Below are 16,114 nucleotides of genomic sequence, written 5' to 3' on the forward strand. Positions count from 1 at the left end.
TGCATATAGTTAAGAGCGGTGAACCTCCAGCCTGCCTGGGGGTTTTCCTATGCTGATTTGCTTGATTACATAGGTTCGGTCCGCCGATAGGCAAAAAATGATCATCCAAATAGACACCCTATAAAGAATAAGTTAGAATTAGACAAGAACTCGCACATACGCTATCAAGAAAGAGACGGAGGTGCATAGGTATGGCAGACAATAAACTAACCATTCCTTTGCTTCCATTAAGAGGGCTTTTGGTCTATCCAACCATGGTTCTTCATTTGGATGTAGGCAGGGATAAATCAGTAGAAGCTTTAGAAACGGCAATGATGGACAATCATATGATTTTCCTGGCAACACAAAAGGATATTTCCATAGATGAACCGGCAGAGGATGATGTTTACCGGGTCGGTACGTATACAAAAATTAAGCAGATGCTGAAGCTTCCGAACGGGACGATCCGTGTCCTCGTAGAGGGTTTGGAAAGAGGCGAAATCCATTCCTTTGAGGAAGAAAACGATACCCTGATGGTGACAATTGAAACACTTACAGACACGGGGACAAAAGACACAGAGAGCGAAGCGCTGATGAGGACACTGCTTGAATATTTCGAGCAGTACATTAAGCTTTCCAAAAAAGTTTCAGCGGAGACGTTTGCTTCCGTGGCTGACATCGATGAGCCGGGACGTGTAGCTGATCTCGTCGCTTCCCACCTGCCTTTAAAATTAAAGGAAAAGCAGGAAGTCCTGGAAACGGTCAATATAAAAGAACGTCTTCATAAAGTCATCAGCATGATCAACAATGAAAAAGAAGTGCTGAACCTTGAGAAAAAAATCGGGCAGCGTGTAAAACGCTCCATGGAACGTACTCAAAAAGAGTATTATTTGCGTGAGCAGATGAAAGCCATACAAAAAGAGCTTGGGGATAAAGAAGGAAAAACAGGGGAAGTTTCTTCTCTCTCCGGTAAAATAGAAGAAGCCGGCATGCCCGAGGAAATTAAAGCGGCTGCTCTGAAGGAATTAGACCGTTATGAAAAGGTTCCTTCCAGCTCAGCAGAAAGCGCGGTTATCCGCAATTACATTGACTGGCTCCTTTCACTGCCATGGACCAATTCAACAGAAGACCGGCTTGATCTAAATGTAGCTGAAAAAATTCTCAATGATGACCATCATGGCTTGGAAAAAGTAAAGGAACGGGTGCTTGAATACTTAGCTGTCCAAAAGCTGACAAACTCTCTGAAAGGACCTATCCTGTGCCTTGCAGGGCCTCCGGGCGTAGGGAAAACTTCTTTGGCGCGCTCCATTGCCAAATCACTGAACCGTAATTTTGTCAGGATTTCACTTGGCGGAGTGAGGGATGAATCCGAGATAAGAGGACACCGCCGGACATACGTCGGTGCCATGCCTGGCCGGATTATTCAGGGTATGAAGAGAGCAGGCAGCATCAATCCTGTCTTTTTGCTGGACGAAATTGATAAAATGTCCAGTGATTTCAGAGGGGATCCGTCCTCTGCCCTGCTGGAAGTACTTGACCCTGAACAAAACCATACATTCAGTGACCATTATATAGAAGAAACGTATGATTTATCCAACGTCATGTTCATTGCGACAGCCAATAACCTGGCGACCATCCCGGGTCCGCTGAAAGACCGTATGGAAATCATCACGATTGCCGGCTATACCGAACTTGAAAAAATCCAAATTGCAAAGGATCATCTCCTTTCGAAACAGCTGGAGGCTCACGGATTAAAAAAAGCGAATCTGCAGGTAAAAGAAACAGCTCTCCAAAATGTGGTCCGCTATTACACAAGAGAAGCCGGGGTCCGCGGAATGGAACGGCAGCTGGCGGCCATTTGCCGGAAGGCAGCGAAAAAGATTGTTTCTGAGGAGAAAAAGAAGATTATTGTATCAGAGAAAAATCTTCCTGATTTTCTCGGAAAGCCGATTTACCGCTATGGCCAGGCAGAAATTGAAGACCAGGTCGGCGTGGCCACCGGGCTTGCTTATACAACGGTCGGGGGAGACACTCTGTCGATCGAAGTATCCTTGTCGCCCGGTAAAGGCAAGCTGATCTTAACCGGTAAACTTGGAGACGTAATGAAAGAGTCCGCGCAGGCCGCATTCAGTTTTATCCGCTCAAAGGCTGCTGCGCTTGAGATCGATGCGGATTTTAACGAGAAAAATGATATTCATATCCACGTTCCGGAAGGAGCCGTGCCAAAGGATGGCCCATCCGCGGGTATTACGATGGCCACCGCGCTGATCTCTGCCCTGACTGGACGCCCCGTCAGAAAAGAAGTAGGCATGACGGGAGAAATCACCTTAAGGGGACGCGTTCTGCCAATCGGCGGTCTGAAAGAAAAGTCTTTATCCGCCCACCGTGCAGGGCTGAAGAAGATCATCATTCCAAAGGAGAATGAGAAGGATCTTGACGACATTCCTGAAAGTGTACGCAACGAATTAACCTTTGTCCTGGTTTCCAATATTGAAGAAGTGTTAAACCATGCATTGACTGGAGAAACGAAATGAAAGTAACCACATCTGAAATTGTAATAAGTGCAGTAAAACCGGAACAATACCCTGACGCCGGCCTTCCCGAGATTGCTCTCGCCGGGAGGTCCAACGTAGGGAAGTCTTCCTTTATCAACAAGCTGCTGAACCGAAAAAACCTGGCCAGGACATCCTCCAAGCCGGGGAAAACCCAAACCTTGAACTTTTACATTATTAATGAAGTCCTCCACTTTGTGGATGTACCCGGATACGGCTTCGCTAAAGTATCGAAAAGCGAGCGGGATGCCTGGGGAAGAATGATCGAAACGTACCTGACGAACCGGGAAGAGTTAAAAGCGGTCGTCCTGATCATCGATGTCCGCCATAAACCGACGAACGATGACCAAATGATGTACGGCTTTCTAAAGCATTACAGCATCCCGGTGATCGTCGTTGCTACAAAAGCGGATAAAATTCCGAAGTCAAAATGGCAAAAGCATGTAAAGATCGTAGAAGAAACCCTCGATCTATATGAAGAGGATTCCATTGTCCTGTTTTCATCTGAGACCGGAAAAGGCAAGGATGAAGCATGGGGTGCGATTAAGAGACTGACTGGAGTTAAATAAGAGGAAGAAAACGCATCCTGAAGGTGCGTTTTCTTTTTGAGGTGTTCATTCATTCGGTATAAAACTGCAGCAATAGAACAAAAAACGCATCCCAAGGATGCGTTTTGCTTGTATACTTTCTTATTTTTTCCTGAATAATAAGAACAGACCGGCAGCGATGAACAAAAAAGGCCAGAATTTTTCGGCATAGCTGATGCCCTCTTCCAGCTGGCTGAAAGAGCCGGTAATCTGCTCGAAGTAATGGAGGAATAGCCCCGCCAGCAGGACAATGGCGCCGGTTATGTACCCGTTTTTCGCTTTTATTGAAGCAATCAGGAGGGCAATTCCGATGATGATTGTGATGCCTGCAGCATCATCCGGCCAGGACGGGTTTTTCCCGGACATGAGAAAGTGGACACCAAGGCCGGCTAGAATCAATCCCGGTACAAGGTAGGCATCGTCTTTAGCTGTAAAACTGCTGATGAGAAATACAGCACCGAACAGCAGGACCAATGTCGGCCAGCTGTTTTGCTCGGGAAATAGGACAATGTTAAGCTTCTGAAAAAGAAAATAGGCTCCGATGATAATTAGAAAATAGGCTGGGAATGCTGGACGCTGTTTCATTTTTACACCTCGTTCACAGGACTCTCTCTTGAAAGAAAGCGCTTTTTTTGGTATTGTACATGGTGGTATACATAAATTTGAGCATTTTCTGTTTCATACTCTGTTCACATTTTATCAAATGAAGACTTTTCTATCATGTTATAATATAAAATAGACGAGATGTAAATGATTAGACAAAGAATTATTTTTACTTTAGAATAATTATTGCTAATGAAAGTAAGGAATATAGGGGGTATGAAATCGTGCATATTTTAGTTGTAGGCCTGAATCATAAGACTGCCCCTGTTGATATACGAGAAAAGCTCAGTTTCGATCCTGCTGAACTTGGATCAGCCATGCAGAAACTAAAAACGCAAAAAAGCGTTCTTGAAAATATTATTGTATCTACCTGCAACCGTACGGAGATTTACGCCGTTACGGATCAGCTTCACACGGGAAGATATTATCTGAAAGCCTTTTTAGCCGAATGGTTTGATCTTGAAATCGAGCAGTTTGCCCCGTTTTTAACGTTCTATGAAAATGACGGAGCCGTCGATCATCTTTTCCGTGTTTCCTGCGGTCTTGATTCCATGATTGTTGGTGAAACTCAAATTTTAGGACAGGTGCGAACGAGTTTTTTGAAGGGGCAGGAGCTTCAGACTACTGGCACAGTCTTTAATTACTTGTTTAAAGAAGCGGTGACGCTTGCCAAGAGGGCTCATTCCGAAACCGAGATCGGAAGTCATGCAGTTTCAGTCAGCTATGCAGCCGTACAGCTTGCCAAGAAGATTTTTGGAGGATTGAATTCCAAGCGTGTCCTCATTTTAGGAGCCGGGAAGATGAGCGAGCTTGCCGCTCAAAATCTGCATGGAAACGGTGTAAGCCAGGTGACGGTTGTTAACCGGACTTTTGAGAAAGCCAGGCAGCTCGCAGATAAATTCAGCGGAGTTCCTAAAAGCTTTGCCGAGCTTGAAGCGGCACTGAAGGATGCGGATATCGTGATCAGCTCGACAGGAGCAAAAGACTTCGTTGTAACAAAGCAAATGATGGCAGAAGTTGAGAAGAAACGCAAAGGCAATCCGCTGTTTATGGTGGATATCGCCGTACCGCGCGATTTGGATCCTTCTATAAATGAGCTGGAAAGTATTTTCCTATATGATATCGATGACCTGGAAGGCATCGTGGAAGCAAATATGAAGGAACGGAATGCAGCGGCCGAACGAGTTGGACTTATGATTGAACTGGAAATCGTCCAGTTCAAGCAATGGCTGAATACACTTGGAGTCGTTCCGGTCATTACGGCTCTGCGGGAAAAAGCATTATTGATTCAGTCGGATACGATGCAGAGCATCGAGCGGAAAATGCCTGATTTGTCTGAACGGGATATCAAGCTTTTAAATAAGCATACGAAAAGCATCATAAACCAGCTTCTGCGAGATCCGATTCTGAAGGCTAAGGAATTGGCAGCGGAAGAGGATGGAGAAGAAGCGCTGGAGCTTTTCTCAGATATTTTTAATATTAGCGAACAGGTCAAACAGCAAAAAGAAAAAAACCGGCAATCTGAACGGTTCTATGAAACCGAAGCTGTTCAGAGTGTTTCGTATCCATCTTACTAGAAAGGATATGGCTTAATGATTGGGTTGGACCTGAACCGGCTGAATGAAGCAGCGGTTATTATCTATGCATGTTGTGTCCTCTTTTATTTCATTGATTTTGTTCATACGAACCGGAAGGCCAGCAAAGCTGCCTTCTGGTTGCTTTCTATTGTTTGGCTGCTGCAAACAATTTTTTTGTTTTATGAAACAGCCGTTTCTCGAACGTTTCCGATTTTGAACATATCGGAGGGCCTGTATTTCTACACATGGGTGCTCGTCACGATTTCCCTGATTTTGAATTGGCTGCAAAAGGCGGATTTCATCCCGTTTTTTACTAGTGTGCTCGGGTTTATTATGCTTGCTCTTCACACATTCGCCCTTTCGCAAAATCAGCCTGGCCAGCTTTCTGAGCAGCTGATTTCAGAGCTTTCCATCATTCATATCACCATGGCCATTCTATCGTATGGAGCTTTTTCTCTCAGTTTCGTTTTTTCTATGCTATATTTGCTGCAATACCGGCTGCTTAAGAAAAAAAGGTGGGGAAAAAAACTTCTGCGCATTAACGACTTATCTACGCTTGACCACATGGCCTATGTATTGAACGTAATCGGAGTGCCTATGCTCCTGCTCAGCCTGATTCTTGGATCCATATGGGCGTTCATCAAACTTCCGGACTTTCAATGGTTCGATCCGAAGGTAACGGGTTCATTTGGCGTCATTGTTATATACAGCGTGTATCTATATGTAAGAATCGTAAAAAACCGGCAGGGGAAACCGATTGCTTTATGGAATGCAGCAGCTTTTCTCGTGCTGCTGATCAATTTTTTCCTGTTTGGAAGCTTATCCCGATTTCATGTGTATTCATAGATTTCGGGATTGGAGATTGGGAGGATTCATATGAGAAAGATCATCATCGGTTCTAGAAGAAGCAAGCTTGCTCTGACCCAGACCAATTGGTTTATCCAAAAACTCCGGGACTTGGGTCTTCCCTATGAATTTGAAGTTAGGGAAATTGTTACAAAAGGGGATCGAATCCTGGATGTAACGCTTTCCAAGGTAGGGGGAAAAGGTTTATTTGTTAAGGAAATCGAGCAGGCGATGTTCGATGGAGAGATTGACATGGCTGTCCACAGCATGAAAGATATGCCAGCCGAGCTTCCTGAAGGTTTGACAATCGGGTGTATTCCATTCAGAGAAGATGTAAGGGACGCGCTGATTTCAAAGGATGGACGCAAGCTTTCCGAGCTTTCCCCCGGGTCTGTAATCGGGACGAGCAGCCTTAGAAGAAGTGCTCAAATTCTTGCGATCAGGCCGGATCTTCAAATTAAATGGATCCGCGGGAATATTGACTCACGCATAAGCAAGCTGAAAAATGAAGATTATGATGCGATTATCCTCGCGGCAGCCGGGCTTTCACGGATGGGCTGGAGCGAAGAAATTGTCACTGAATACCTGGACCCTGCTGAATGCCTGCCGGCTGTCGGCCAGGGAGCCTTGGCTATTGAATGCAGAGAGAGCGACAAAGAATTGCTTGAGATTCTCGCAAATGTCAATGACGCGGATACTTCCTTAACCGTTCAAGCCGAAAGAGCGTTCCTGAAGGATATGGAGGGCGGCTGCCAGATTCCGATCGCCGGTTATGCAGAGCTTGCGGGCGGGAGTCAGGTTCGCTTGACCGGGCTGGTTGCAGATCCTGAAGGCAGAAACGTGTACCGGGAAACGATGGTTGGAACAGATCCCTCTGAGCTCGGAAAAAGAGTCGCGAAAAAGCTGGAAGGGCAGGGAGCGAAGGAGCTTATTTCCAGGGTGAAAGAGGAGCTGGACCAAGAATGAATAGAAAGAAGCCGCTAAGTGGGAAACACATCTTGATTACAAGAGAGAAAAGCCAAGCGGCTTCTTTTGCGCGTCTTATTGAAGAGCTGGGGGCTGTCCCTTATGTCATCCCGCTTGTCGCAATTGAGCCGGCTGCTGATGAGGCCGATATCGAAAGCCGCATGGAAAAACTGCATCAATACGATTGGATTATTTTCACGAGTGCAAATGGAGTTCGCTTTTTTACCTGTTTCATGGAAAAATTCAGACTTTCTTTTCCTGAGCATTGCAAAACAGGTGCAGTTGGGAAGAAAACAGCCGAGAGCCTCGAGCAGGCTGGGCTAAAAGCCGACCTCATGCCCCACACCTTCTCGGGAGAAGGGCTGGCACAGGCTTTGGCAGGCGAAGTATCAGCCGGCGACAGCATACTGGTGATCCGGGGCAGCCTGTCTAAGCAGGCAGTCTACAAAAAAATGAAGGAAATGGGTGTGCAGGCTTCTGAGCTGATTTTATACAGCAACAGTCCTCTGAAGAGAGCCCAGCAGGAGCTGGCAGAGCTGCTTCAGGAAGGAATTCTTGACTTTGCTACCTTTACAAGCCCTTCAATCGTTCGTTCCTACATGCAGGCTGCACAGAGGCAGCCGGGTGCATCCCCAGCTTTTGTCTGCATTGGAGACGTGACAGCTGAAACGGTGAAAAATTACGGGTATGATTGTCTTATAGCCGATCCTTATACCATTGAAGGAATGGTAAAGAAAATGATCGATCATATAGAAGCACCCAAGGAGGAATAAATGATGGATTTGCATTTTGCCAGACACCGCAGACTTCGTTCCAGTGAAGGAATGCGTGCAATGATTCGAGAAACGTTTTTGCGTCCGGAGGATTTTATTTATCCGATCTTTGTAGTGGAAGGAGAACATAAGCGGAATGCCGTAGCGTCTATGCCAGGTGTAGAACAGGTTTCCCTTGACCACCTCAATGGAGAGATGCAGGAGCTTCTTGACCTTGGCATCCGCTCCGTTATTGTATTCGGTGTTCCGGACCATAAAGATGCTGTAGGTTCAGAAGCCTATCATGATCATGGCATCGTCCAAAAAGCGATCCGCCAGATCAAAGCAGGCTTCCCGGACCTCGTGGTAGTGGCGGATACATGCTTGTGCCAATATACCGACCATGGGCATTGCGGCGTCATTGAAGAAGGGAAAATATTGAATGACCCCTCCCTTGATCTTCTTGCCCGCACAGCGGTTAGCCAGGCGAAGGCAGGTGCAGATATTATTGCCCCCTCTAACATGATGGATGGATTCGTGGCAGCGATCCGCAAAGGACTGGATGAGAACGGATTTGAAGAAATCCCGGTAATGTCCTATGCTGTAAAATATGCAAGTGCGTTTTACGGGCCTTTCCGGGATGCAGCCCACAGTACTCCTCAGTTCGGCGACCGCAAAACCTATCAAATGGATCCGGCCAACCGGATAGAAGCCATCAGGGAAGCCGAATCTGACGTAAAAGAGGGCGCTGACTTCCTCATTGTCAAACCGGCCCTCTCTTATCTGGATATCATGCGGGATGTGAAAAACAGCTTCAGCCTGCCGGTAGTAGCCTATAATGTCAGCGGAGAGTACTCCATGATAAAAGCAGCAGCTCAAAACGGATGGGTCGATGAACGGGCCATCGTTCTGGAGAAACTGACGAGCATGAAGCGTGCAGGTGCCGATCTTATTATCACTTACCATGCGAAGGATGCAGCAAGGTGGCTAAAGGAGCAGTAAAAAGAATGGAAAGGGGCAGACCAATATGAGAAGCTATGAAAAATCGAAGCAGGCATTTAAGGAAGCACAGAGGCTGATGCCCGGCGGTGTCAACAGCCCGGTCCGCGCTTTCAAGTCTGTCAGGCTCGATCCAATCTTTATGGAGCACGGCAAAGGATCGCGAATTTATGATATCGACGGAAACGAATACATTGATTATGTTTTATCATGGGGTCCCCTCATTCATGGACATGCAAATGAGCAGGTCGTCGACTCCTTAAAAAAAGTAGTGGAATCCGGAACCAGCTTCGGTGCCCCCACCCTTTTAGAAAATGAACTCGCCCGCCTTGTGATCGAGCGCGTTCCGTCCATCGAGATTGTAAGAATGGTCAGCTCGGGCACGGAAGCGACGATGAGTGCTCTCCGTCTGGCTCGGGGATATACCGGCCGGAACAAAATCATCAAGTTCGAAGGGTGCTATCACGGCCACGGTGACTCTCTTCTCATCAAAGCGGGCTCAGGTGTTGCCACCCTTGGCCTGCCCGACAGCCCCGGCGTGCCTGAAGGAGTAGCGAAAAATACAATTACCGTTCCATATAATGATCTGGAGAGCATTCGCGCAGCTTTTCAGGAATTTGGCGAAGATATCGCCGGAGTGATTGTGGAGCCGGTCGCTGGGAATATGGGTGTCGTCCCTCCGCAGCCGGGATTCCTTGAGGGATTAAGAGATGTAACGAGTGAATACGGCTCCCTGCTGATTTTTGACGAGGTGATGACCGGCTTCCGCGTGGATTATCATTGTGCTCAAGGCTATTTCGGTGTTACTCCTGATTTAACGTGTCTTGGAAAAGTCATTGGGGGAGGACTTCCGGTCGGAGCTTACGGCGGAAAAGCCGAAATTATGGAGCAAATTGCTCCAAGCGGTCCCATTTATCAGGCGGGAACGCTGTCGGGAAATCCGCTCGCCATGACGGCCGGGCTGGAGACGCTGAAGCAGCTCACACCTGAAAGCTACAAAGAGTTTGCCAGAAAAGCGGATCTTCTTGAGCAAGGGTTGGCGGAAGCGGCTCAAAAACATCAAGTTCCGCATACGATCAACCGCGCCGGCTCCATGATCGGAATCTTCTTTACGAACGAGCCGGTTACGGATTACGATACAGCGAAATCATCGGATCTGGATTATTTCGCAGGCTATTACAGAGAAATGGCCAATGAAGGTGTCTTTTTGCCTCCGTCACAATTTGAAGGGCTGTTTCTTTCCACTGCCCATTCTGATGAAGATATCCAACAAACGGTTGCTGCAGCTGAAAAAGCGTTCAGCAGACTGCGTTAAGATCAGCTGTCCGGCATGTCTGGACAGCTTTTTATTTTTTGGCTTTGTTAAAGCATACAATTGATTTTTCACACCTGTTGATTGGAGCGGAAGGCGTGAAACTCCGAGCCAAGAGCAGCGGGACAGGTGAGACCCCGCAATCGCGAAGATGAGGAGGCTCACCGCCCGCCCTTGGATAAGCGAACGCCTGCAGCGGAAATCAACCGGCTAGTTTAATAGAGCTTTTTTTTGTGGACAAATAGCCCATGCAAACAGCCGGACCCAGATGAATGATTCATCCAAGTGCGCTCCAGGATCCTCCTATAGCAGAGGAATTGCCTAAGGATCCTGCTGCCGCGTTCTCCAGTTCTTTTTTTCACCCCCCCTTCATAAATTGGAAGTGTCATGATTCTATGGATCAGTTTTAAGAAGGGAGGAAACAGCTTGTCACAGGATGCAGCATTGCGCTTTTCTGTTGAAGAGTCTGTATGGTTTCAAAAAGGACAGGAAGTATTTGAACTGCTATCGATTTCTCTGGATCCGAATATAGTGATTGAAGAGCATGATCAGTATGTTTCTATAAGAGGAGCCCTTCAGCTTACGGGTGAATACCGTGCGGTTCTGAATCCGGATCAAGAAGAAAAGGATTTTGAGTTTTCTGCTGCCCGATTCGTTAATGAAGTAGTGGTAAGAGAAGACGGGACTAACGAAATTCATCACCGGTTCCCGGTTGACATCACGATCCCGAGAAACAGAATTGACCGTCTTGAGGAAGTGTTTGTGTCGATCGATTCGTTTGACTACGATCTCCCTGAAGCAAAATGCTTAAAGCTGTATGCTGATTTGTCTATTACAGGCATTGCGGAAAACAGCCGAGAGCATGAAGAAGCGGACATCCAGGAAATCCACGAGGTGGAGCAAGAGGCAGAATCAGTGGAATTCCAGGAAGCAGAAGCTTTGTCAAGAGAAGATGCATCTGATGCGGAACCGATAGAAGAACACGATCAGGCTTACCAGGAAATTTATGCTTTTAGAGGAGAAGATCAAGCTGTAATGGAGCATGAGGCGGATCCGTCTGTTTCTTCGAGGGATGAGGAATCCGATTATCCGGAGATTGAGGTGGAAGTCCGCAGGCAAACCCACGACTATCAGGAAATCCAGCCCCTTTTTGAAGAGGAAGGAGAACAGGTGCAGCAAGCGGAGCATCGTCCTGAGATGAAAGAAGCACGGGAGGCTGCAGACCCTAAAAGCGAGAACTCGCTTCTTCTGACCAAGCTTTTTGGCCGGGAAGAAGATGAAGAGCTGGCAAGGCTGAAAATCTGCATTGTCCAGCAGGGCGATACCATTGCCGGCATTTGTGAAAAGTATGAATGCTCGGCCCAGCAGCTGATCAGAGTGAACCATCTTCCGGAGGATAAAGAGGTTTTCGAGGGGCAGACGCTTTATATTCCTCAATATGCCGGCAGCAAGTAAAACGCAATAAAAGCTGAGGATGCTGCTCAGCTTTTTTTTCATATGGAAGGGGCTGCCCGGCTTTGGATGCAGCAGGCGTGCGCCACTACTAAAATAGGCGAGTGGGGAAAGCGAATGGAGGATTTTCAAGCGATACTCAGTCAATACCAGGTTAATCTGGAGTTTGCCGAGCAGCATAGTCCGAGGCTCGTAAAAGTGTATTCTCCTCAGGGGACATTTGCCTTGAAAACACTGAGGCCGTCCAGAGCAGACCGGTTTGCAGACAGGGTCCGTTCAGTCTATGATGCGGGCTATACGAGCTTAGTGCCCATTTACCGCAACATAAACGGGCATCTGGTCACAGCAGGAAGTGAAAATTATTACTATTTAATGCCATGGCTTCCCGATTCTCAAGCGGATGAACGGAGTGCAAGGCATGACTATTTGTTTAAAGAAGCCGCCAAACTTCACCGGCAAACCGTCAAGCAAGTGAAAATAACCGGTGAGGAGATGAAAGCCACCTATGAAACAGCCAGAAAGCAATGGGAAGGACAGAAGCAAGCCTATGAACAATACGTAGAAAAGTGCGAAAAGCAATGGTATCTGTCCCCATTTGAACTGCAGGCTCTCACGTATTATACAGAAACAGCCAGAGCGACCGATTTTGCAATTGAAAAACTGGAGGAATGGTACGAGTCAATGAAAGAAAATGATACAGCCCGGACCTCCTATATCCACGGCAGTCTGTCCGTCCAGCATGTTGTGTATGATTCAAACGAGAAAAGCTATTTGATCAATTTTGAAAAAGCGCACCGGGCCCCTCCGATGAATGATCTTTTGCAATTCTATTACAAGACATTTTACACCTATCCAATCCGATGTGAGGAGTGCGTGGACTGGTTCTACACCTATCAGAAGAACTTTCCTTTTGCAAAGGAGGAAATGCCGCTTTTCATCAGCTACCTTTCGTACCCTGAGTCCCTTTACCGCGCGGTTCTCTCGCCTGACCGGGATGGGAGGAGTACATCCCAGCTTCAAAAAAACAAGGATTTGATCAAAGCCTACTGGTATTTCAAAAACAACGAATACTTCGTGATGAGAATCGTCGATACAGAAAATAAGAAAAATGCCGAGGCTCAGGCATGATGAGGGGGAAACCCCTCTTTCTTGCGCCTAGAGCCACCCAAGATGAAAGGATAAGGCAAGAAAAATCAGAGCTGCAAGGAGGATGATATCAAAAGCGGTCGGAAAGATGAGGGTTCTGATTCCCTGGAAGATGGTGATCAGAAGAATAAACTGGACAGCAGTGACACGAATCTCTTTTACCCAGGGGGGAACTGTGTATGAATTAAATCGTTTTCGCAATGGTATTCACCTCCATCTTTGAGTTATAATCAGCATATGAACGATTTTCTCGCCTGTGCCTGCCCTGTTTGACGTATAAGATGATAAAAAAACGGGGAAGATGTTGACGAAAAAAACATTTATATAATACTATTATGACTAGAAGCATAAAAGGATATGATGAAAAGCTTGGATAGGGAAGAGTACAGGCACCCCGCGCCTAAAGAGAGAGAAATCATCAGCTGAAAGATTTCTCAGGAAAGCGGATCTGGAAGTCGCCCTTGAGCAGTGTTCCTGAACAGATGAGTAGGGAAGACCGGCGGAGGCCGTTAAAACATTTAAGAGCATGGGAAAGGGCTTTGTTTTCCCGTGAAAAAAGGTGGTACCGCGAAATCAGCTCCTTTCGTCCTTTTGGATGGGAGGAGTTTTTATTTTGTCAACTTTTAGGAGGAACCGGAAATGACCGATCATCAGCAGCCTAACCTGTCTACTAAATATGATCCGAATGCTGTAGAACAAAACCGCTATCAATTTTGGCTGGAAGGAAAGTATTTTGAAGCCGAAAACAATCAGGATAAAGAGCCATATACCATTGTGATTCCGCCGCCGAATGTAACGGGGAAGCTGCATTTGGGCCATGCATGGGATACAACGCTTCAGGATATCCTGACCCGCATGAAGCGAATGCAGGGCTATGATGTGCTATGGCTGCCCGGCATGGATCATGCAGGAATCGCAACTCAGGCAAAGGTGGAAGCAAAGCTTAAGGAGCAGGGAAAATCCCGTTATGAGCTGGGCCGTGAAGCCTTTTTGGAAGAAACGTGGAAGTGGAAGGATGAATACGCCTCCCATATCCGTGAGCAGTGGTCTAAATTAGGGCTTGGGCTCGATTATTCACGTGAGCGCTTTACCCTTGATGAAGGGCTGTCAAAAGCGGTTCGGGAGGTATTTGTAACCCTCTATAACAAGGGATTAATCTACCGCGGCGAATACATCATCAACTGGGATCCCGCTACGAAAACCGCTCTGTCCGATATTGAAGTCATCTACAAGGATGTTCAGGGAGCCTTTTATCACATGCGCTATCCGCTGACAGACGGTTCAGGACATATTGAGATTGCGACAACCCGTCCGGAAACCATGCTTGGGGATACGGCTGTTGCGGTCCATCCTGAGGATGAGCGATACAGGCATCTGATCGGCAAAATGGTGACTCTTCCAATCACAGGAAGAGAGATTCCAATTGTAGGCGATGATTATGTCGATATGGATTTTGGATCCGGAGCTGTTAAAATTACCCCTGCTCATGACCCAAATGACTTTGAAATCGGAAATCGTCATGAACTGCCGAGGATCCTGGTCATGAATGAAGATGGAACAATGAATGATAAAGCCGGAAAATACGAGGGCATGGACCGGTTCGCTTGCCGCAAGCAAATCGTCAAGGACCTGCAGGAAGACGGGATCCTCTTCCGCGTAGAAGACCATCCGCATTCCGTTGGCCATAGTGAACGAAGCGGGGCGGTAGTGGAGCCTTATTTGTCCACACAATGGTTTGTGAAAATGCAGCCGCTCGCTGATGCAGCCGTTGATCTGCAATCATCTGAGGAAAAAGTGAATTTTGTTCCCGAGCGCTTTGAGAAGACCTACCTGCACTGGATGGAAAACATCAGGGACTGGTGCATTTCCAGGCAGCTGTGGTGGGGTCACCGCATTCCTGCATGGTACCACAATGAAACAGGAGAAGTTCACGTAGGACATGAGCCTCCAATAGACCCGGAAAACTGGAAGCAGGATGAAGATGTACTGGACACATGGTTCAGCTCGGCACTCTGGCCGTTTTCGACGATGGGCTGGCCTGATACAGAATCCATTGATTATCAGCGCTTCTATCCGACGGATGTCCTTGTGACAGGCTACGATATTATTTTCTTCTGGGTTTCCAGAATGATTTTCCAAGGCCTTGAATTTACAGAACAGCGTCCGTTCAAGGATGTGTTAATCCACGGACTTGTGCGCGATGATCAGGGAAGAAAGATGAGTAAATCCCTCGGCAATGGAGTAGATCCGATGGAAGTCATCGGCCAGTACGGGGCAGACTCTCTTCGCTATTTCCTTGCGACAGGAAGCTCACCGGGGCAGGATCTGCGTTTCAGCTTTGAAAAGGTGGAGTCTACCTGGAACTTTGCAAATAAAATCTGGAATGCTTCCCGTTTTGCGCTAATGAACATGGATGGGCTTGCTTATGATCAGATTGATTTGACCGGCAAAAAATCAGTGGCGGATGAATGGATTCTGACTCGCTTGAATGAAACGATAGAACAGGTGACGAAGCTTGCTGACCGGTATGAATTTGGTGAAGTCGGCCGTGTTTTATACAACTTTATCTGGGATGACTTCTGTGACTGGTACATTGAAATGGCGAAGATACCATTATACGGAGAAGACGAAGCGGCAAAGCATACAACCCGGTCGATCCTCGCGCATGTGCTTGACCAGACGCTGAGACTGCTCCACCCGATTATGCCGTTTATCACTGAAGAGATCTGGCAGAGCCTTCCGCATGAAGGGGAGTCCATCACGGTTGCCAAGTGGCCTGAAGTCAGACAGGAGCTTTCCAATGAGCAGGCGGCAAGTGATATGAAGCTGCTGATGGAGATCATCCGTTCAGTAAGAAATATCCGGGCTGAAGTGAACACACCAATGAGCAAACAAATTCATTTAAAAATTAAGACAAAGCAAGAAGAAGTTTCCAGACAGCTGGAAAACAACCGCTCCTATCTTGACCGCTTCTGCAACCCGTGCACGCTGGAGATCGGGACAGACTTAGCGGCAGACGACAAGGCAATGACAGCCGTCGTAACCGGTGCAGAACTGATTCTGCCTTTAGAAGGGCTTATCAATATGGAAGAAGAGATTAAGCGTCTTGAGAAAGAGCTCGAAAAGTGGACAAAAGAAGTGGATCGTGTTCAGAAAAAGCTCAGCAACGAAGGCTTCGTAAAAAAAGCGCCTGAAAAAGTAATTCAAGAAGAACGCCAGAAAGAAAACGAATACGTAGAAAAACGGGATTCCGTTTTAGCCAGAATCGCTGAACTGAAAGGCTGAAACGTGTAGGGTGATCATCACAGAGATGATCACCTGCTTTTTTATTGTGATTAAAAGG

The 16,114-nt window shown here is 47.0% G+C and carries 13 protein-coding genes and 1 other annotated feature; of the genes, 11 read left to right on the forward strand and 2 right to left on the reverse strand.

The genetic code is table 11. The features are described from left to right. Positions 1 to 191 precede the first annotated feature (191 nt). Positions 192 to 2,513, forward strand: a complete 2,322-nt coding sequence (lon, locus tag ACQCV8_RS06375; protein WP_426843722.1) for an endopeptidase La — start codon at positions 192 to 194, stop codon at positions 2,511 to 2,513. Continuing rightward, positions 2,510 to 3,100 carry a ribosome biogenesis GTP-binding protein YihA/YsxC gene (gene yihA / locus ACQCV8_RS06380; RefSeq protein ID WP_426843723.1) on the forward strand — a complete coding sequence of 197 codons (591 nt, stop codon included), beginning with the start codon at positions 2,510 to 2,512 and terminating at the stop codon, positions 3,098 to 3,100. Before lon ends, yihA begins: the two co-directional genes overlap by 4 nt. 120 nt (positions 3,101 to 3,220) lie before the next feature. Here the strand turns inward: yihA and ACQCV8_RS06385 are convergent, their stop codons facing one another. Next, a complete protein-coding gene (locus tag ACQCV8_RS06385; protein WP_426843724.1) occupies positions 3,221 to 3,703 on the reverse strand; it encodes a LiaI-LiaF-like domain-containing protein in 483 nt (160 codons plus the stop codon). A 242-nt stretch (positions 3,704 to 3,945) separates the two neighbouring features. On the opposite strand from ACQCV8_RS06385, the gene hemA reads away from it, so the two are divergent. The 8 genes from hemA to ysxE all read left to right on the forward strand — a co-directional run bounded on the left by hemA (position 3,946) and on the right by ysxE (position 12,753). After that, positions 3,946 to 5,298, forward strand: a complete 1,353-nt coding sequence (hemA, locus tag ACQCV8_RS06390; protein WP_426843725.1) for a glutamyl-tRNA reductase — start codon at positions 3,946 to 3,948, stop codon at positions 5,296 to 5,298. Between the two features lie 15 nt (positions 5,299 to 5,313). Continuing rightward, positions 5,314 to 6,144: a cytochrome c biogenesis protein gene (locus ACQCV8_RS06395; RefSeq protein ID WP_426843726.1), complete on the forward strand. Its 831-nt coding sequence runs from the start codon at positions 5,314 to 5,316 to the stop codon at positions 6,142 to 6,144. Positions 6,145 to 6,174: 30 nt separating this feature from the next. Continuing rightward, positions 6,175 to 7,110 carry a hydroxymethylbilane synthase gene (gene hemC / locus ACQCV8_RS06400; RefSeq protein ID WP_426843727.1) on the forward strand — a complete coding sequence of 312 codons (936 nt, stop codon included), beginning with the start codon at positions 6,175 to 6,177 and terminating at the stop codon, positions 7,108 to 7,110. Further along, a complete protein-coding gene (locus ACQCV8_RS06405; protein ID WP_426843728.1) occupies positions 7,107 to 7,883 on the forward strand; it encodes a uroporphyrinogen-III synthase in 777 nt (258 codons plus the stop codon). Before hemC ends, ACQCV8_RS06405 begins: the two co-directional genes overlap by 4 nt. Then, positions 7,884 to 8,864 carry a porphobilinogen synthase gene (gene hemB / locus ACQCV8_RS06410; RefSeq protein ID WP_426843729.1) on the forward strand — a complete coding sequence of 327 codons (981 nt, stop codon included), beginning with the start codon at positions 7,884 to 7,886 and terminating at the stop codon, positions 8,862 to 8,864. It begins immediately after the preceding gene. Positions 8,865 to 8,889: 25 nt separating this feature from the next. After that, positions 8,890 to 10,176 carry a glutamate-1-semialdehyde 2,1-aminomutase gene (hemL, locus tag ACQCV8_RS06415; RefSeq protein ID WP_426843730.1) on the forward strand — a complete coding sequence of 429 codons (1,287 nt, stop codon included), beginning with the start codon at positions 8,890 to 8,892 and terminating at the stop codon, positions 10,174 to 10,176. A 423-nt stretch (positions 10,177 to 10,599) separates the two neighbouring features. After that, positions 10,600 to 11,628 carry a stage VI sporulation protein D gene (gene spoVID / locus ACQCV8_RS06420; RefSeq protein WP_426843731.1) on the forward strand — a complete coding sequence of 343 codons (1,029 nt, stop codon included), beginning with the start codon at positions 10,600 to 10,602 and terminating at the stop codon, positions 11,626 to 11,628. Between the two features lie 114 nt (positions 11,629 to 11,742). Next, the gene (gene ysxE / locus ACQCV8_RS06425; RefSeq protein ID WP_426843732.1) at positions 11,743 to 12,753 is read left to right on the forward strand and encodes a spore coat protein YsxE; all 1,011 of its coding nucleotides are present in this window, start codon (positions 11,743 to 11,745) and stop codon (positions 12,751 to 12,753) included. A gap of 27 nt (positions 12,754 to 12,780) precedes the next feature. Here ysxE and ACQCV8_RS06430 read toward each other — a convergent pair whose 3' ends face one another. Beyond that, the gene (locus ACQCV8_RS06430) at positions 12,781 to 12,972 is read right to left on the reverse strand and encodes a hypothetical protein (RefSeq protein ID WP_426843733.1); all 192 of its coding nucleotides are present in this window, start codon (positions 12,970 to 12,972) and stop codon (positions 12,781 to 12,783) included. Positions 12,973 to 13,132: 160 nt separating this feature from the next. Beyond that, positions 13,133 to 13,365 (forward strand) — a binding site (T-box leader). 45 nt (positions 13,366 to 13,410) lie between these two features. Here ACQCV8_RS06430 and ACQCV8_RS06435 point away from each other — a divergent pair. Further along, entirely contained in the window at positions 13,411 to 16,056 is a 2,646-nt protein-coding gene (locus ACQCV8_RS06435) for a valine--tRNA ligase (protein ID WP_426843734.1), read from the forward strand. Positions 16,057 to 16,114: the final 58 nt, after the last annotated feature.

It is taken from the genome of Metabacillus sp. 84, from assembly GCF_050107715.1.
Taxonomy (GTDB): Bacteria; Bacillota; Bacilli; order Bacillales; family Bacillaceae; genus Metabacillus_B.